The sequence below is a fragment of the Streptomyces alanosinicus genome (assembly GCF_014650595.1).
GTDB classification, from domain to species: domain Bacteria; phylum Actinomycetota; class Actinomycetes; order Streptomycetales; family Streptomycetaceae; genus Streptomyces; species Streptomyces alanosinicus.
In genome coordinates this window covers 95,905-113,650 of sequence record NZ_BMVG01000010.1, presented here as the reverse complement: position 1 = coordinate 113,650, position 17,746 = coordinate 95,905, and the positions used below count along the sequence as shown (strand labels likewise).

11 protein-coding genes are annotated in these 17,746 nt (G+C 72.7%); 6 read left to right on the top strand and 5 right to left on the bottom strand.

What is annotated here, in order from left to right; all coding sequences use genetic code 11:
• The first annotated feature begins 123 nt into the window (after positions 1 to 123).
• On the top strand, positions 124 to 1,359 hold the full coding sequence (locus IE277_RS22375; RefSeq protein ID WP_189955132.1) for a hypothetical protein: 1,236 nt from the start codon (positions 124 to 126) through the stop codon (positions 1,357 to 1,359).
• A gap of 4 nt (positions 1,360 to 1,363) precedes the next feature.
• A complete protein-coding gene (locus IE277_RS22370; protein ID WP_189955130.1) occupies positions 1,364 to 1,651 on the top strand; it encodes a DUF1232 domain-containing protein in 288 nt (95 codons plus the stop codon).
• 155 nt (positions 1,652 to 1,806) lie between these two features.
• On the opposite strand, the gene IE277_RS22365 is transcribed toward IE277_RS22370, so the two are convergent.
• Complete coding sequence (locus IE277_RS22365; protein WP_189955128.1) at positions 1,807 to 3,423, bottom strand: hypothetical protein; 1,617 nt, start codon at positions 3,421 to 3,423, stop codon at positions 1,807 to 1,809.
• A gap of 396 nt (positions 3,424 to 3,819) precedes the next feature.
• Between IE277_RS22365 and IE277_RS22360 the strand changes: the two genes are divergently transcribed.
• Together IE277_RS22360 and IE277_RS22355 are read left to right on the top strand one after the other, a co-directional pair.
• Positions 3,820 to 6,330, top strand: coding sequence for a SpoIIE family protein phosphatase (locus IE277_RS22360; protein WP_189955126.1), 2,511 nt, complete (start codon positions 3,820 to 3,822; stop codon positions 6,328 to 6,330).
• An 83-nt stretch (positions 6,331 to 6,413) separates the two neighbouring features.
• The gene (locus IE277_RS22355; RefSeq protein WP_189955124.1) at positions 6,414 to 9,152 is read left to right on the top strand and encodes a SpoIIE family protein phosphatase; all 2,739 of its coding nucleotides are present in this window, start codon (positions 6,414 to 6,416) and stop codon (positions 9,150 to 9,152) included.
• Positions 9,153 to 9,210: 58 nt separating this feature from the next.
• Here IE277_RS22355 and IE277_RS22350 read toward each other — a convergent pair whose 3' ends face one another.
• Positions 9,211 to 11,052: a glycoside hydrolase family 15 protein gene (locus IE277_RS22350; RefSeq protein WP_189955123.1), complete on the bottom strand. Its 1,842-nt coding sequence runs from the start codon at positions 11,050 to 11,052 to the stop codon at positions 9,211 to 9,213.
• A gap of 144 nt (positions 11,053 to 11,196) precedes the next feature.
• Here IE277_RS22350 and IE277_RS22345 point away from each other — a divergent pair, with 144 nt between their 5' ends.
• A complete protein-coding gene (locus tag IE277_RS22345; RefSeq protein WP_189955120.1) occupies positions 11,197 to 11,403 on the top strand; it encodes a hypothetical protein in 207 nt (68 codons plus the stop codon).
• Between the two features lie 128 nt (positions 11,404 to 11,531).
• A complete protein-coding gene (gene sthA / locus IE277_RS22340) occupies positions 11,532 to 12,917 on the top strand; it encodes a Si-specific NAD(P)(+) transhydrogenase (protein WP_373310853.1) in 1,386 nt (461 codons plus the stop codon).
• 71 nt (positions 12,918 to 12,988) lie between these two features.
• Here the strand turns inward: sthA and nicT are convergent, their stop codons facing one another.
• The 3 genes from nicT to efeU form a co-directional block, all read right to left on the bottom strand.
• Positions 12,989 to 14,140 (bottom strand): Nickel transporter NicT, encoded by a 1,152-nt coding sequence (gene nicT, locus IE277_RS22335; protein ID WP_189955116.1) that lies wholly within the window; start codon positions 14,138 to 14,140, stop codon positions 12,989 to 12,991.
• A gap of 167 nt (positions 14,141 to 14,307) precedes the next feature.
• A complete protein-coding gene (gene efeB / locus IE277_RS22330) occupies positions 14,308 to 15,579 on the bottom strand; it encodes an iron uptake transporter deferrochelatase/peroxidase subunit (RefSeq protein WP_189955114.1) in 1,272 nt (423 codons plus the stop codon).
• Positions 15,580 to 15,617: 38 nt separating this feature from the next.
• On the bottom strand, positions 15,618 to 17,651 hold the full coding sequence (gene efeU, locus IE277_RS22325) for an iron uptake transporter permease EfeU (protein WP_189955113.1): 2,034 nt from the start codon (positions 17,649 to 17,651) through the stop codon (positions 15,618 to 15,620).
• Positions 17,652 to 17,746: the final 95 nt, after the last annotated feature.

The following is a 17,746-nucleotide window of genomic DNA, read 5'->3' as shown; positions in this document are numbered from 1 at the left end:
TCCCGTGCGCTGGAGCGCACGGCCGTCGCCGCGCGCCGCCCACCGGCCCCTGACTGGGTTCCGCCCCGCCGAGCGGTGATACTGGAAGGCGCACTCGCCCCCGTCAGTTCAGTTGATTGGCCCATGTCGAACTCCGCCACCGACCGCGCCACCATCCCGCAGACCCTCTGGGCGGCCCGCGGCCGTCACACGGGTCCCGATCCCGAGGACCTCGTCCGCCGCACCCTGCGCCGGCACCAGGAGAGCGGGGACATCGACGACTTCACCGAGCCCGACGTGCCCGAGGACGCGGTCCGGCGGGTCTTCGAGGCGCGCTGGCGGGCCGGCGGCACCGTCACCGTGCGGGCCCGGCTCACCCTCGTACCGTGCGAGGGCCGGTTGCAGGGGCACGAATGGCGGCTCGTCGCCGACGCGGAGCGCCCCTGGGACGAGGCCTGGCCCTCGCCCGCGACACTGTTCTGGCCCGACGGCGCCACCGGTGACGACGGCTCCTGGGACCACCACGCCACGGTCGCCGGGCTGCGCTTCCGGCAGGTCAACGCGCTGCCCGCGGACGACAAGGAGATGCGGCGCCTGCTGCGGGACGCGGCGCGCGAGGCATGGTGCGTGAATGTCGTCGTGCACGAGGCGATGACCCCGGACGAGCAGGGCCGACTGCCGCTGACCCGGCTGCTGCCGCCGGGGCTGCGGCACCGCGTGGTGGAGCACCGGGCCGCGCCGCACCAGTTCCGTGCCGTCAACTGGGCGCTGAAGGACCTCGGTTGCGAGGTGCCGCGCGGCGGCGCGGTGCTGCTGCCTCCGGACCCGGCTCCGGAGGGCTACGACAGCCGGGAGCACAGCGTGCGTAGCGTCTTCCTGGACGGTTCCGAGCCGGCCGCCCTCCTTTCGGCCCTGCGTCACTTCGTCGCACTGCCCCGGCCGCTGCCGCAGGCGACCGAGGAGGCGCTGACCGAGCTGCGCGACGACTGGACCCTGATGACGCTCCAGGAGGAGCTGGAGCGCGAACGGCAGCGGGTCGCCATGTACGCCGAGGCGCTGGAGGCCATGACCACGTCCCGTGATCTCTACAAGGACGCGGCCGAACAGGCGCTGGCGGCCCTCGCCGCCTACCGCGACGTCCCGGCCCCCGCGCCGGCGCTGCCGAACCAGCGGCCCGAGTCCGGGACACCGGGCGCGCTGCGGCAGCTGACGCGGACGTTCGAGCGGCTCACGTTCAAGGGCCGGCGGCAGCCGGCACCGCAGACGCCGGACCTTGCCGGGGCCTCGGCGAACGGCGCGCCGGAGGCGCCGGCGTCGGCCGGGCCCGCCGCGGAGAACGGCGGCGCCGAGGCGACCGACGGCACGACCCGGTCGTCGTAGCGGCATGGACACCACCACGGCCCTGCTGGTGATCGCCATCGTCGTCGCGGCGGCGCTGCTCGCCGTCGCCCTCGTGCTGCTGGTCCGGCTGGTCCGGGCCCGGCGCACGCTGCTGCGGGCCGGGCTGCCGACGGGCCCGCGCTGGGTGTTCTGGGGCGCGGTCGCCTACCTACTGCTCCCCACCGACCTGCTGCCCGATCCGATCTACCTGGACGACATCGGCGTCCTGCTGCTCGCCCTGCGCAGCCTGCGCGCCGCCCGGCCACTGCCACCCGACCCGGTCGATCCCTGAACGGCCGCCGCGTCCTGCGGCGATGTGACGGGAGGCGGACGCCTTCCCGTTCGCCATGGCGGCCGCCCGGGAGGACGGCCGTCCGGTGCAGTGCCCGGCAGCAGCCGGGGGCGCGGAACCGCGGCCTGCGGAACCGACGCACCCGGCGGCCCGAGTCAGCCGGTGCCCTCGCGACGGGCGTCGCCCGCGAACAGGGCACCCAGCAGCACGGCCAGGGCCATGAGCGCGGCCGCCCCGGCCGACGTGACGGCGAGCCACGGCGGGGCCAGGGTCGCCTCCCACAGCCGGGGCGCGTCCGGCAGCCCGAACCGCCCGCCGAGCAGCTGCCCGGCGGCGAGCGCCGCCGTGACACCGGACGCGGCGGTCGCCGCGACGAGCCGGGCCGATGCCGTCCGGGCGGGCAGCGCGAGGGCCAGCAGCCCGCACAGCCCCGCGGCGAGCACGGTGGCCGTGAGGACGCCGTGGGACGGGCCGGTCCAGTGGCGCGGGGCGTGGGCCACTCCGCACAGCAGGACCAGCAGGGCGGTGCCGCGGGTACCCCACGAGAGCGCCGCGGCCTCGGTGGGACGAGCCTTCGTCACGCGCCCCCGCATGAACCGGCCCATCGTCGGCCGCGCCTTCACGGAACGGTTCTGCGCGGAACGGCCCTTCGCGGACCGCGCTTTCGCGGAGCGGTCCTTCGCGCTTCGCTCCTTCACCGAGCGCTCCACCGCCGACCGCTCCACCGACGACCGCCCCTTCGCCTGCCGCTCAGTAACCGGCCGCTCCGTCGCGGATCGGCTCTTGCCGGGCCCTTCCTTCGCGGGTGCTTCCTTCACGGGCCCTTGCGTCGCGGGAGGATCCGCCGCGGGCCCGTCCTGCGCGGGCCCGTCCACCGCGGGGCGTTCCCGCACGGGCGGGGTCTTCTGGCCGGCGGCCGCCGCGGCCCAGGCGTCGAACGCGGACACGGTCTCGGGGTTCACCGAGACCGCGCTGAGCGGGCCGGCGTTCAACGGGTCGGATTTCAGCGGGTTCGTCGACGACAGAGACGAGGACAGAGACGAAGGCACCGACGAAGGCAGAGACGGCAGAACGGCGGACGTCGGCTCGGACGGCGGGCTCTCGCGCCCGGTGCGGTCCGCCGTCAGCCGGCCGATCAGTTCGGCGAGTTCCTCCACGGGTCGGCTGACGGCCACGGCCCGCACCGCGGCCTGCCCGCAGTAGGGCCCCATGGACGTCCGGTGCAGCAGCTGCATCAGCCGGCTCACGTCGTCCAGCGGACGGCGTTCCGCGGCGACCCGGATCGCCTCGTCCGCGCTGGCGGTGTCCCCGGGCGACTCGGTCAGCAGGGTCACGAGACGGGCCAGGTCCTCCACGGACCGGTCGACCCCGACCGCGCGCAGTGCGTCGGCCGTGGTCCGGGCGTGCTCGGGGGAACCCTCCAGCAGCGTGATGAGACGGACGACGTCTTCGACCGGGCGGTTGGCGACGGCCGCCTGGACCAGGCCGGGCAACGGGTCGCCGTACGGGAGACCCTCCTCGTGCGGGAGACCGTCGGCGACCGCCTGAAGCACCTCGTCCTGAAGCATCTCGTCCTGAAGCACCTCGTCAGGAGCCAGGGACATCTCGGCCGGGCTCTCGTGGAGCGCTTCGTGGAGCGCCTCCGGGAGCGGCTTCGCGGGCAGTGCCGGCCGCATGGGCAGGTGGGGGTACAGGCTGGGGACGCCGGTGGGACCCGACCCGGAGGATATGCAGGCGTCGTCGGGACGGGGGCTGGGAGATCGGGTGGTCATCTCGCCTCCAGACGAATGGTGCGGCCGCGTCCGCGCCCCGCCTTCGGCCGCGGCATTACGCACCATTACTAGAAGCCGGTCGGTGGCCCCGCCACTCGGGTGGGGCACCGGTGTGAGGCGGCCGGGTGAACGCGCGGGCAGCGGGTGACGGCCTCGGCCGGGCGGCACGGACCCGCTCCGCCCGGACGGGCGGCGACCAGGCCGTGGGAACGGGCCGTGGAGACAGGCCGTGGGAGCGGGCCCTGGGAGCGGATAGGCCAACGGAGTGGTGCGGCTCCGCCGGTCGATCCGCACGGCTTCCCCGCTTCCGTGCCCTTCCCAGGTGCGTCGCACCGTCCTTCTGGCGCATTCTTGCTGTGTCATCCACCCGGAGGCGCATGGGACGAGGTAGGGGCGATGACTGGGAGCGGTGGCGAGCAGCTGGTCCGTACGCGGGACCGGCTCGCCGCGCTGCTGGCGGACACCTCGACCGGTGCGCTCGGTGCGGCCGGCGGCCGGGTGGCGGGCGTGTACCTGCGCTCCGGCACCCCGGGCCTGCTGCGCCTCGCCGTGCTCGCCGGGCTGCCCGGTCCGCTGTTCCGGCCCTGGTGGCGGGTGCAGGTCGGCCGGCCGTTCCCCGTCGCCGACGCCTACCGTCTCGGCGTACGGGTGGTGCTGGCGAACGCCACCGAGACGGTGCGCCGGTACCCGCAGTTCGCCGCGGGACTGCCCTTCCCGTTCGGGTCGGTGCATGTGCCGGTGCCGGGCGGGAACGAGCCGCTGGGCGTGCTCACGGTGCTGCGCCCGGCCGTCGCCGACTCCGTGGACGAGCTGCTGGACATGGAGCTGCTCGCACGGCTGGCCGAGGGGTTGGGTGCCGAGCTGCTGGGGCTCGCCGACGGGGACCCGGCCGCGGTCGTGTGGGACGCCGAGCCGCTGTGTGTCCGGCCGCCCGCGCGCCGGCCCGCGCAGCCGGCGGTGGCGCGGTTCGGCTGGGACCCCGTGACCCGCGCGGTGCGCCCGGACGACCGTCTGTACGCCCTCCTCGGGCTGTGCCCCGGCGAGTTCGCGGGGACGGACACGGCGCTCGCGGACGCCCTGGCCCCGGACGACGCGGACCGGATCCTGACCGCGCTGCGCGACACCGCCGCCGGAAAGCCGCCGGCCGAGCCGCTGAGCCTGCGGGCGCGGGACGGCGCGCCACGGCTGCTGGACCTGTGGCCGACCGCCGGGGACGGGGGTGCGGAAGGGGTCGGCGGGGTGGTGTTCGACCCCGGTCCCGGCGCGTGCGCGGACGGCGCGGCCGACCTGCTGCCGCAGGGCGTGTTCTGCCTGGACCGGCTGGGCCGGATCGTGTACGTCAACCGGACCGCGGCCCGGCTCGCCGGCCGGGAGCGGCAGTGGCTGCTCGGGCGGCTGCTGTGGGAGGCGATGCCGTGGCTGACCGGTGCACCCTGCGACGACCATCTGCGCGGCGCCCTGCTGGCCCCTGATCCGGTCCACTTCCATGTGCGCCGGCCGGCCGGCGACGGCGGCGAACCCGGCCAGGGCGACTGGCTCGCGGTGTCGGTGCATCCCGGCGAGGACCTGCTGACCTGCACACTCATGCCGGCGAGCCGCGTGGACACCCCGGTGGAGCCGGTCGTGCAGGAGCATGTGCCGGAGGACACGGTGCCCGGCGGCCACTCGATGGCGCCGCTGTACCGGCCGATCGCCCTGGCGATCGCGCTGACGGACGCGGTGACCGCCCGGCAGGTGTCGGCGGTGGTCATGCAGGAGCTGCTGCCCGCGTTCGGCGGCCGGCGCCTCGCCATCTATCTGCTGCAGGACCGGCATCTGTATCTCGCCTGGGAGACGGGTTTTCCGCAGGGGTTCCTCGCGCCGTTCGAGGGGGTCGGCCTGGACGCCCGGCTGCCGGGCGTGGAGTGCCTGACCACGGGGCGGCCGCTGTTCTTCGAGTCGATGCAGCAGCTGCCGGCCGACTATCCGGGCATCCCGCTGGACGCCGACGAAGGCGCCCGGGCCTTTCTGCCGCTGATCGCCTCGGGGCGGCCGGTCGGTTCGTGCATCCTCGGCTTCGACCGCCCGCGCGGCTTCAGCACCGAGGAACGTACGGTGCTCACCGCGCTCGCCGGGCTCATCGCGCACGCCATGGAGCGGGCGCAGCGCTACGACAGCGAGGCGGCGCTCGCGCGCGGACTGCAGCAGGCGCTGCTGCCCCGCCGGCTGTCGGCCCATCCGCAGGTGGAGACCGCGGGCCGGTATCTGCCGGGCACTCAGGGCATGGATGTGGGCGGCGACTGGTACGACGTGGTCGAGGCGGGTGACGGGCTCGCCCTGGTGATCGGGGATGTGCAGGGGCACGGGGTGCAGGCGGCGGCCACGATGGGGCAGTTGCGCAGTGCGGTGCGGGCGTTCGCGCTGGGCGACCGGCCGCCCGACGAGGTGATGAGCGGCACCAACCATCTGCTGATCGGCCTCGACCCCGGTCAGTTCGCCAGCTGTTGCTATCTGCGGCTGGACCCCGCGACGGGCCGGGCCCGGATCGCGCGCGCGGGCCATCTGCCGCCGCTGCTGCTCTCCCCCGACGGCCAGGCCAGGCTGGTGGACGTCCCGGGCGGTGTCGTCCTCGGAGTGGATCCGCAGGCCCGGTATCCGGTGGCCGAGCTGCTGCTGGAACCGGACGCGATCCTCGCCCTGTACACGGACGGGCTGGTGGAGCGGCCGGGCGCGGACATCGACGACGGCATCACCGCGCTGCGGCTGGCGCTCGCCAGGGCCGGGGCCGCGGCCGGCCGGCGCGGCGGGCGCTCGCTGGCCGGGGTCGCCGACCGGCTGACGGCCGCTGCCCGGCATGCCGCCGACCGCCCGGACGACGTGGCGCTGCTGCTCGCCGCGCGCCGTTCCGCGCCCGTGCGCCACCGGTGACCGGATCGCGCCGCTCCGACCGGCGCACGCCGCCGCGGGCGACGGTCTCGCCTGACGGGGCCGGGCAGTGTAGACATGGGCACATGGTGCGACTGCCCGGCCGGCCCGCGACCCGGCTGTCCCGTGCGTCCGGGGACACGCGTGCATCGCAGACCCCGGGAGCGCAGAGTTCGGGCCACACGAGTGGCAGGACCGCGGCCCTGCGGTCGGCGGTGAGCGGACGCAGCGTCGCCGGTCAGGTGTTCGTCCTCCAAGTGGTGATCGTGCTGCTGCTGGTCGTGTCGGCGGTGGTGGCCCAGGTGCTCCAAGTGCGGCGCGACAGCGATCTGGAGGCACAGAACCGTTCCCTCGCCGTCGCCGAGTCCTTCGCGAACGCGCCCGGCACGGCCGCCGCGCTGCGCACCCCGGACCCCACCGCCGTACTGCAGCCGCGTGCGGAGGCGGTCCGCAAGGCGACCGGGGTGGACTTCGTCGTCGTGATGAACACCGACGGCATCCGCTACACGCACCCCAAGCCGGACCGGATCGGCAAGAAGTTCGTCGGCACGATCGGCCCGGCGCTGGCCGGGGGCACGGTCACCGAGCACGTCAACGGCACGATAGGCCCGCTGGTCCAGGTCGTGGTGCCGGTGAAGGACGCCGCGGGCACGGTGGTCGGCCTGGTCTCGGCCGGGATCACGACGGCACATGTGGGCGGCGCCGCCGATCAGACGCTGCCGCTGCTGCTCGGCGCGGCCGCGGCGGCCCTCGCGCTGGCCACGGCGGGCACGGCGCTGGTCAGCAGACGGCTGCTGCGCCAGACGCACGGTCTCGGGCCGTACGAGATGACGCGGATGTACGAGCACCACGACGCGGTGCTGCACGCGGTCCGGGAGGGAGTGCTGATCGTCGGCGACGACGGCCTGCTGCTGCTCGCCAACGACGAGGCGCACCGGCTGCTGGACCTGCCCGCGGACGCCGAGCGGCGCAGCGTGCTGGAGCTGGGCCTGGACGACGAGACGGCGGCGCTGCTGGCCTCGGGCCGGGTGGCCACGGACGAGGTGCATCTGGTCAAGGACCGGCTGCTGGCGGTCAACCAGCGGCCCACCGATCTGCGCGGCGGCCCGGCGGGCAGCGTCACCACGCTGCGCGACTCCACGGAGCTGCGCGCCCTTCTGGGCCGTGCGGAGGTGGCGCGCGAGCGGCTGAACATGCTGTACGACGCCGGGGTGGGCATCGGCACCAGCCTGGATGTGAGCCGTACCGCCGGGGAGCTGGCCACCCTGGCGGTGCCCCGGTTCGCGGACTTCGCGACGGTGGACCTGTTCGACGCGGTGCTGAACGGTGAGGAGCCGAAGCCGGGCACGGCGCTGCGCCGTGCCGCCTGCGCCGGCATCCGCAAGGACTGCCCGCTGTACCCGGTGGACGAGCGGATCCGGTTCGTGGCGACCTCGCCACAGGCGCGCAGTCTGACCACCGGGCAGTCGGTGCTGGTGCCCCGGCTGCGCGACGCGTCCGGCTGGCGCGCACAGGACGTGGAGCGCACCGATCAGGTGCTGGCGTACGGCATCCATTCGCTGATCACGGTGCCGCTGCGGGCGGGCAGTCTGGTGCTGGGGGTGGCGAACTTCTGGCGTGCGGAGAAGCCGCAGCCGTTCGACGCCGAGGAGCTGGCCCTCGCCGAGGAGCTGGTCGCGCGGGCCGCGGTGTCCATCGACAACGCCCGCCGGTACACGCGCGAGCACAGCCTGGCGGTGACGCTGCAGCGCAGTCTGCTGCCGCGCAAACTGCCCGAGCAGGGCGCGCTGGAGATCGCCTACCGCTATCTGCCGGCACAGTCCGGGGTCGGCGGCGACTGGTTCGACGTCCTGCCGTTGTCCGGTGCGCGGGTGGCGCTGGTGGTCGGGGACGTGGTGGGGCACGGGCTGCACGCGGCGGCCACCATGGGCCGGCTGCGCACGGCGGTGCACAACTTCTCCGCGCTGGATCTGCCGCCGGATGAACTCCTCGGTCTGCTGGACGAGTTGGTGGGGCGGATCGACCAGGACGAGCCCGCCGCGGACGGCGCCGCGGCGATCACCGGCGCGACCTGTCTGTACGCGGTCTACGACCCGGTCTCGGGGCGGTGCACCGTGGCCCGGGCCGGCCATCCGCCGCCCGCGCTGGTGCACCCCGACGGCCGGGTGGAGTTCCCGGAGGTGCCCGCGGGGCCGCCGCTGGGCCTGGGCGGGCTGCCGTTCGAGACGGTCGAGCTGGACCCGCCGGAGGGCAGCAGGCTGGTGCTGTACACCGACGGGCTGGTGGAGGACCGTGAGCGGGACATCGACGAGGGTCTCGATCTGCTGCGCGACGCCCTGCGCGGCACGCCGGGTGCCTCGCCGGAGGACACCTGCCGGGCGGTGCTGGACCGGCTGCCGGCCCGGCCGAGCGACGACGTCGCGCTGATCGTCGCCCGCACCCGGGTGCTGGGCGCCGACCGGGTCGCCGAGTGGCAGGTGCCGTCCGATCCTGCGGCGGTGTCGCAGGTGCGGTCCGCGGTGACCGGGCAGCTCGCCGACTGGGGCCTTGAGGATCTGGTCTTCAGCACGGAGCTGATCCTGAGCGAGCTGGTCACCAACGCCATCCGCTACGGACGCGGCCCGATCGCCGTACGGCTGCTGCGCGACCGCACGCTGATCTGCGAGGTCTCCGACCGCAGCACGACCTCGCCGCATCTGCGGTACGCCGCGAGCACCGACGAGGGCGGCCGTGGCCTGTTCCTGGTCGCACAACTCGCCGAGCGCTGGGGCACCCGCTACACCCCGAACGGCAAGATCATCTGGGCGGAGCAGCCGCTGCCGTAGCTGTGCACGGCCGCTGGGCCCATGCCCCGTTCCCGGTCCGTCTGGGCGCGAGGGCCGGTCAGCCGAGGGCGAGGTCGAGGTTGAACGCGGCGCTGATCAGGGCGAGATGTGTGAACGCCTGCGGGAAGTTGCCCTGTTGCTCGCCGGTGCGGCCGATCTCCTCCGCGTACAGGCCGAGGTGGTTGGCGTAGGTGAGCATCTTCTCGAAGGCGAGCCGGGCCTCGTCGAGCCGGCCGGCCCGCACCAGGGCCTCCACGTACCAGAAGGAGCAGATGGAGAAGGTGCCCTCGTCGCCGCGGAGTCCGTCGGGGCTGGCCTGCGGGTCATAGCGGTAGACGAGGGAGTCGGAGACCAGGTCCTCGGCGAGGGCGTCCAGGGTGGACAGCCACTTGGGGTCGGTGGGGGCGACGAACTTGGCGAGCGGCATCATCAGCAAGGAGGCGTCCAGGACGTCGCCGCCCTCGTACTGCACGAAGGCGCCGCGCCGCTCGGACCAGCCGAGGTCCATGATCCGCCGGTAGATGGTGTCGCGGGCCTGCCGCCAGCGGGGCAGGTCGGCGGGGAGTCCGCGCCGGTTGGCCAGGCGGATGGCCCGCTCGATGGCGACCCAGCACATCAGCCGTGAGTAGGTGAAGTTCCGGCGGCCGCCGCGGGTCTCCCACACGCCCTCGTCGGGCTGGTCCCAGTGCACGCACACCCAGTCGACCAGCTGGCACACGTTGTCCCACTGGCCGCTGGAGATCGGCTGGGCCCACTTGTCGTAGAGGTAGATCGAGTCGATCAGGGCGCCGTATATGTCCAGCTGGAGCTGGCCGGCGGCGGCGTTGCCGACCCGGACCGGAGCGGAGCCCAGATGGCCCTCCAGATGCGGCAGGACGCGTTCGGGCAGCTCGGTGCGGCCGTCGATGCCGTACATGATCTGCAGCGGCGGGGTGCCGTCGGTATTGTCGCAGGGGCTGACATGCCTGGTCAGGAAGCGCATGAACGCCTCTGCCTCGCCGGCGAAGCCGAGCCGCAGCAGCGCGTAGACGGCGAAGGCGGCGTCGCGCACCCACACATACCGGTAGTCCCAGTTGCGCTCGCCGCCGAGCTGTTCGGGCAGGCTGGTGGTGGGGGCGGCGACGATGGCGCCGGTGGGGGCGTAGGTGAGCAGCTTCAACGTGAGGGCGGAGCGGTGCACCATCTCGCGCCAGCGGCCCCGGTAGCGGGACTGGTGCAGCCAGCGCCGCCAGTAGGCGACGGTGGCGTTGAACTCGTGCTCGGCCTCGGCGTGCGGGCAGCAGCGGGGGGCCACCACGTCGCTGACCTGGTCGAGGGCGAACACGGCCGTCTCGCCCTCGCCGAGCTTGAAGTCGGCGCGCGCGTCGCGGGCGTCGCACTCCAGGGTCACCGTGGAGGTCAGGGCCAGCGTCCGCTCGGCGGACTCGAACACGACGGTGCTGTCGACGGTGCGCAGGGTGTGCGGGGCGGCGCCGTAGTCGAAGCGCGGGGCCACCAGCACCCGGAAGGGCACGGTGCCGCGGACGCAGACCACGCGCCGGATCAGCCGGTGCCGGCCGGTCTCGGCCGCCCCGTCCGAGGTGACGGGCATGAAGTCCTGCACCTCGCCCACCCCGTCCTCGGTGAAGAACCGGGTGATCAGCACATTGGTGTCGGGGAAGTAGAACTGTTTGGTCCGCGCGGGTACGGCGGCGGCCAGCTCGAAGCTGCCGCCGCGCTCGGCGTCGAGGACGGCCGCGAAGACGCTGGGAGCGTCGAAGGACGGACAGCAGTACCAGTCGATCGTGCCGTTCGTGCCGACCAGGGCCACGCTGCGCAGATCACCGATGAGCCCGTGCTCGGCGATCGGCAGATAGCGAGGGCTGGGGCGGACATCCGCGGAGAACAGGGTCCCGGCCATCGGCGACCTCCCGGTGTGCGCTGCGAGACCCTTCCATGATGCGCCTGGAGATGCAGGGTGCGCCGATGCGGGCAATGGTGAGAGGGTGCCCCGTTCGGCGGCACCGGCACGGATGCGGTCATCCGGACCGATGGAGGAGGCATCATGTCGACAACCACACCCGATGAGTCCAGGTCGGCCGACGACCACTGCACCCCGGACGCCCTGCTCCACTCCGCTCCCTCCCGGGACATCACCGCGGAGGACCTGGTGCTGGCGGCGGGCAGGGACGTCACACCGAAGAACCTCGACTGGGCACGCCGCAAGATGGAGAAGGAGGGCCCGACAGCCATCGAGAGGCTGCTGCCGTAGGGCGGTCCGGGGAAGCAGGAGAGGAACGGGCGGGAGAAAACAAGCGGGGGATTTCGACGGCGGAGATCCCTTCCGGAGCGGACCGGAGGACTGACAGACTGCCGAGGGTGCCCGACTTCGACTTCGACATGCTCGTCATAGGTTCCGGACCCGGCGGTCAGAAGGCCGCGATCGCCGCGGCCAAGCTCGGCCGCAGGGTCGCCGTCGTCGACCGCCCCGACATGCTCGGCGGCGTCTCCCTGCACACCGGGACCATTCCCTCCAAGACCCTGCGCGAAGCGGTGCTGTATCTGACCGGTCTCAGCCAGCGCGATCTGTACGGGCAGAGCTACCGGCTGAAGGACGACATCACCGTCGCCGATCTGACCGCGCGCACCCAGCATGTCGTCGGCCGCGAGGTGGACGTCGTGCGCAGCCAGCTCGCCCGCAACCAGGTGACCGTGTACTCCGGCACGGCCCGTTTCAGCGACCCGCACACCGTCGCGCTGTCCGATGCCTCGGGGCGGGAGCGCCGGCTGAGCGCCGGGCACATCGTCATCGCCACCGGCACCCGGCCGGCCCGCCCGGACTCGGTCGAGTTCGACGGGCGGACGATCATGGACTCGGACAATGTGCTCTCGGTGGAGCGGGTGCCCAGGTCCATGGTGATCGTCGGCGCGGGTGTGATCGGCATGGAGTACGCCTCCATGTTCGCCGCGCTGGGCAGCAAGGTGACCGTGGTGGAGAAGCGTCCCGGGATGCTGGACCTGTGCGACGTGGAGATCGTGGAGTCGCTCAAGTACCACCTGCGGGACCTGGCCGTCACCTTCCGGTTCGGCGAGACCGTCGCCGCCGTCGAACGCCATCCGCGGGGCACGCTCACCGTGCTGGAGAGCGGCAAGAAGATCCCCGCGGACACGGTGATGTACTCGGCGGGCCGGCAGGGCCTCACCGACGGACTCGACCTGGACAGGGCCGGGCTGGCGGCGGACCCGCGCGGCCGGATCGCGGTGGACGAGAACTACCGCACCGAGGTGGCGCACATCTACGCCGTCGGTGATGTCATCGGCTTCCCCGCACTCGCCGCGACCTCCATGGAGCAGGGCCGCGCGGCCGCGTACCACGCGTGCGGGGAGCCCGTCGGGCGGATGCACCAGCTCCAGCCGATCGGGATCTACACCATCCCGGAGATCAGCTTCGTCGGCCGGACCGAGGACCAGCTGACCGAGGACCGGGTGCCGTTCGAGGTGGGCGTGGCCCGGTACCGGGAGCTGGCCCGTGGGCAGATCATCGGGGACTCGCACGGCATGCTGAAGCTGCTGGTGTCTCCGACGGACCGCACGTTGCTCGGTGTGCACTGTTTCGGGTCGGGCGCGACGGAGTTGATTCACATCGGGCAGTCGGTGATGGGGTGCGGCGGGAGGGTGGACTATCTCGTCGACGCGGTGTTCAACTATCCGACGCTGGCGGAGTCGTACAAGGTCGCGGCGCTGGATGCGACGAATCGACTCCGTCAGGTCGACCGGCTGGATTAGCGCCGGGAGGGTGTGGTTCGTCGCCGGGTGCGGGTCCCCGGGTGACGGGTGCGGGACCTCGGGAGAAAGGATCAGTCCGCTGACTGTTCCGCCAGGCCCGCCGTCCACTTCTCCTCGATGCGGCCCGCCTTCCACACCAGCAGGGCGATGGCCCAGGTGGTGAAGAACAGGCCGACGATGACGAAGCCGACGGTGTTGAGGTCGAGGCCGGAGACCCAGTCCCAGAAGGCACCGTGGAGGTCCAGCTTGTCCGCGAGGAGGCCGAGGAGTTCCACGGTGCCGATGATGAGGGCGACAGCCACGGACAGGCCGGTGATGGTGAGGTTGTAGTAGACCTTGCGGACCGGCTTGGAGAACGCCCACTCATAGGCGAAGTTCATGAAGGAGCCGTCGATGGTGTCCAGCAGGGACATACCGGCGGCGAAGAGCACCGGCAGGGTCAGGATGGCGTACCAGGGCAGGCCGGAGGCGGCGCCGGAGCCGGCGAGGACCAGCAGGGCGATCTCGGTCACGGTGTCGAAGCCGAGGCCGAAGAGCAGACCGAGCGGGTACATCTGCCAGGGCTTGCTGATCGAGCCGGTGACTTGGCCGAGCAGCCGGTTCATGAAGCCGCGGTTGTTGAGCTGGTGCTCCAGCGCGGCCTCGTCGTACCGGCCCGAGCGCATCTGCCGGAAGACCTTCCAGATGCCGGCCAGGATGACGAGGTTGATGCCGGCGATCAGGTAGAGGAACGTGCCGGAGACCGTCGTACCGATCAGGCCGGTGACCTCGTGGAGGTGCGAGTGGTCGTCGCGGACGGGTCCGGCGAGGGTCTTCATGCCGAGCGAGAGCAGCAGGACGAAGCCGAAGACGATGCTGGAGTGACCGAGGGAGAACCAGAAGCCGACGGACAGCGGGCGCTGCCCCTCGCCCATCAGCTTGCGGGTGGTGTTGTCGATGGCCGCGATGTGGTCGGCGTCGAAGGCGTGCCGCATGCCGAGGGTGTAGGCGGTCACGCCGATGCCGATACCGAAGGAGTCGGTGCCGACGCTGAGGTGCTGCGGCGCGATGACGCCGATCAGGGTGCCCCAGCCGATGATGTGCAGCGCGAGCACGAACCCGGCCATGCCGCCGGCCCTGATCCACTCCTGCCGTGTCATGGAGGCCCGGACACGGTGCCAGGCCGAGCGCTTGGCTTCGGCCTGGGCAGGGAGGGACGGAGCGGGACCAGGGGCGGCCGTCATCGGGAGGGTCTTCCTTCGGTGGTGCGGGTACGGCTGCGCGGCGCAGCCTTGTGCCATCCTCCCGTACTTGCGAATGATGTGCAGTAAAGGCAGCGGCAGGCCTTTCCCATGGAAAAGGAAAAGCCATGGCAAAGACCTGCCGCGGGTGAGGGCGGGGAAGGGAGTGGTCAGGCGGAGAGCATGCCCCGGCCGAGCCAGTCCTTGGTGTCCCGGACGCCGGGCAGGGCGAAGAAGTAGCCGCCGCCCGTGGGCGAGATGTAGTCGACCAGCGGCTCGTCGATCAGCCGGGTCTGCACGGCCTCGAACTGGCGCTTGACGTCCTGCTGGTAGCAGCAGAACACCAGGCCCATGTCGAGGTTGCCGACGTTGTCCACGCCCCGGTCGTAGTTGAAGCCGCGGCGCAGGATGCGGGAGCTGTCGGTCTTCGCGGTGCGCGGGTTGGCGAGCCGGATGTGCGCGTCCACCGGGATCGCGGTGCCGTGCGGGTCCTTGGCGTAGTTGGGGATGTCGGTCTCCTGGGCGCCGTCGAGCGGGGCGCCGGTGTCCTTGCGGCGGCCGAACATCTTCTCCTGCTCGGTGAGCGAGACCCGGTCCCAGAACTCGACGAGCATGCGGATGATCCGGATGACCTGGTAGCTGCCGCCCGCGGTCCAGGCCGGCTCGCCCTGGCCGTCGCCGACCCAGATCAGCTTGTCCGTCTCGCGGGCGGAGGTGACGTCCGGGTTGGCGATGCCGTCCTTGAAGCCGAGGAGGTTGCGCTGGGCGCCGGTGGGGCGCGGGGCGTTCTGGAAGCCGTCGATGCGCCACTTGATCTGCATGGCGCCGCGGGTGTGCCGGGCGATGTCGCGCAGCGCGTGCAGGACGGTGTCGGTGCTCTGGGCGCAGATCTGCAGGGACAGGTCACCGTGGCACTCGGCCGCGTTCAGGTTGTCGTTGGGGAACGTCCGCATCGGGGTGAGCCGGGCGGGGCTGGCCTTGGCGAGGCCGAAGCGGTCGTCGAAGAGGGAGGCGCCGACACCGACGGTGACGGTGAGGCCGTCCGAGGGGACCTCGGGGCCGAGGATGCCGCTGTCGGAGGGCGGCGCGCCGACACCCAGGTCGCTGGGGGTGCCGCCGGAGGTGAGGAAGCGGGCCCGCTCGGTGATGGTCTTCAGCAGGTCGGTCAGGCCCTTGCGGTCCTCGGCTATGACGTCCAGCGAGACGAAGGTGGCGGCGGCCGGTGCCGCCGTGACGATGCCGGCCTGGTGGGCGCCGTGGAAGGGGACCTTGGCGCCGCTGTCGGCGGCGGAGGTCTGCGCCTCGGCGGTGCCGCCGCTCTCGCCGAGGGCGAAGCCGCCGCCGGCCAGAACCGCTCCGGCGGCGCCGGCGCCCAGCGCGGTCCGCACGAAGGAGCGGCGGGCGGGGCCGACGGGGCAGGTCGGCATGTCGGCGGTCGGCATCGGAGGGTTCCCTTCGGAGTGCGGGTGCGCGGCGGTCATCAGGCGGACTTCCGGATCTCGAGCAGGTCCGGGATCGGGGCGAGGTCCTCCAGCAGCTGGCCGGTGGCGCCGTTCAGCTGCTGCCGGCCGGCCGGGGAGAGCCGGTCGACGGGGGTCCAGTGGTCGCCGTCGTGGGCCGCGTCCAGGAGCTTCTGCACCCGGGCGATGTCCGCGTCGACCGTCGGGAGCTGCCGGGGCGCGCGGGTGGTGAGCAGCGGCTTCAGGACGGTGAGCAGTTCACGGGTGCCGGCGAGGTTGGCGTCGGCGGTGGCGAGATTGGTGCCGCTGCCCTCGTCGGTGTCGCCGGTCAGCTCGAACTGGAGGGTGTTCTCCAGGATCTCGTGCGCGCGCAGCGGCAGGTCGCCGGGGTCGAAGTCCTGGCCGGGGAAGGCCTTCCGCAGTCCGGCGACGTCCGTGGCGAGCTGCTCGGCGGGGCCGGTGAGGTCCTTGGCCGACTGGCCGTGCCACAGGCCGTACTCGATCCGGTGGAAGCCGGCGAAGTCCTTGTCCTGGTCGCCGTCCGGCAGTCCGTCGGCCCGGCCGTTGATCTTCTGGTCGAAGTCCTCGAAGGTGCCGTAGGCGGCGCCGAGCGAGGAGTAGGTGCGGTGGGCGGTGAGCCAGTCGGTGCGGGCCTTGTCCAGGTGGTTGCCGTGGATGTCGTCGGCGAGGGTCCTGGTCTGGCCGGCCAGGGTGGCCAGACCCTGACCGACGTACGCCTTGTACGCCTTCAGGGGGGCGGCGAGGTCCTGTTCGGAGACGGGGACGACCGGCTTGGCCGCGCCGCCGCCGCTGACCGTGACCGCCTTGGAGGTGACGGCCTTGCCGCCGGTGGGGACGCAGCGCCAGGCGTAGGTGCCGCCGGCGACGGTGGCGACGAGGTCGCGGGTGGTGCCGGGGGCGAGGCCCTCGATCTCGCCGTAGACCGCGCTGGTCGACGGGTCGATGAGGTACACCTCGGAGGTCTTGCCGCCGGTGTTCTTCATCTGGAAGGTCTGCCGGCCGGGCTTGGGCGCGCTGAATCCCTTGCCGCACTCGGTGTCGGAGACGGCGACGGTCTGGTCGCCGGCCGGCTTGGGCCGGGAGAGGGCGACGACGAGTCCGGCGATCACGGCGGGTACGGCGACCACGGCGGCCGGCACCACCCAGACCGGGCGGCGCCGCACGGGCCGGCCGGCCTTCGGCTCCCGCGCGGGGCTCGCCTCCGCCTTCGCCGGCTTGGGCGTGTCGCGTACGCCGCGCACGAACAGGGTCATGACGACGACGAGATAGGCGCCGTAGGCCACGACCTGCAGCCAGGTCATGGTGGGGGTGAGGTTGAGGACGCCCTGGACCAGGGTGCTGTACCAGGAGCCGGCGTCGATGCTGCTCGCGAGGTCGACCGCGTAAGCGGTCTTGCCGGGCAGCACGCCGCCTTCCTGGAGGTCCCGCAGGCCGTAGCCGAGGACGCCGGCCGCGATGACGATCAGGACGGCGCCTGTGGCGGTGAAGAACTTCGTCAGGTTGATCTTCAGGACGCGCCGGTACAGGCCCCAGCACAGGCCGGCCGCGAGGACGAGGCCGATACCGGCGCCCGTCAGCGGTCCGGCCGACTCACCGGCCGCCTGCGCGGTGGTCCACAGGAACAGGGCCGTCTCCAGGCCCTCACGGCCGACCGCGAGGAACGAGGTGAGGATCAGCACGCCGGAGCCCATGGCCAGGGCGCCGGTCACCTTCTCCTTCAGCTCGCCGGAGAGGCTGCGCGCCGAGCGGCGCATCCAGAACACCATGGCGGTGACGAAGGCGACGGCGATTACGCTGAGGATGCCGCCGAACGCCTCCTGGGCGGTCTGCGGCATGGAGGCGGCGGTGAAGGTGAGCACCGCGCCGAAGCTCATGGCCACCGCGACGGCGGCCAGGACACCGGTCCACACCTGGGGCAGCCGGGAGCGCGCCTCGGCCCTGACCAGGGTGGCGACCAGAATGGAGACGATCAGTCCGGCTTCGAGTCCCTCCCTGAGTCCGATCAGGAAACTCGGAAACGCGTCGTCCCACATGCCCTGCTGCCCTCCCTGTTAGTTAGTGAAGGCATGCCTTACCTTCGCGGACCATCATGACGACGGCCATGTAGTCCGTTGGTCATAAAGCGGTA

What these genes read in the sequence shown, in the direction of transcription:
- IE277_RS22375 (WP_189955132.1), top strand. Translation starts at nt 124, where the DNA reads ATGTCGAACTCCGCCACCGACCGCGCCACCATCCCGCAGACCCTCTGG.
- IE277_RS22370 (WP_189955130.1), top strand. Translation starts at nt 1,364, where the DNA reads ATGGACACCACCACGGCCCTGCTGGTGATCGCCATCGTCGTCGCGGCG.
- IE277_RS22365 (WP_189955128.1), bottom strand. Translation starts at nt 3,423, where the DNA reads ATGACCACCCGATCTCCCAGCCCCCGTCCCGACGACGCCTGCATATCC.
- IE277_RS22360 (WP_189955126.1), top strand. Translation starts at nt 3,820, where the DNA reads ATGACTGGGAGCGGTGGCGAGCAGCTGGTCCGTACGCGGGACCGGCTC.
- IE277_RS22355 (WP_189955124.1), top strand. Translation starts at nt 6,414, where the DNA reads ATGGTGCGACTGCCCGGCCGGCCCGCGACCCGGCTGTCCCGTGCGTCC.
- IE277_RS22350 (WP_189955123.1), bottom strand. Translation starts at nt 11,052, where the DNA reads ATGGCCGGGACCCTGTTCTCCGCGGATGTCCGCCCCAGCCCTCGCTAT.
- IE277_RS22345 (WP_189955120.1), top strand. Translation starts at nt 11,197, where the DNA reads ATGTCGACAACCACACCCGATGAGTCCAGGTCGGCCGACGACCACTGC.
- sthA (WP_373310853.1), top strand. Translation starts at nt 11,532, where the DNA reads ATGCTCGTCATAGGTTCCGGACCCGGCGGTCAGAAGGCCGCGATCGCC.
- nicT (WP_189955116.1), bottom strand. Translation starts at nt 14,140, where the DNA reads ATGACGGCCGCCCCTGGTCCCGCTCCGTCCCTCCCTGCCCAGGCCGAA.
- efeB (WP_189955114.1), bottom strand. Translation starts at nt 15,579, where the DNA reads ATGCCGACCGCCGACATGCCGACCTGCCCCGTCGGCCCCGCCCGCCGC.
- efeU (WP_189955113.1), bottom strand. Translation starts at nt 17,651, where the DNA reads ATGTGGGACGACGCGTTTCCGAGTTTCCTGATCGGACTCAGGGAGGGA.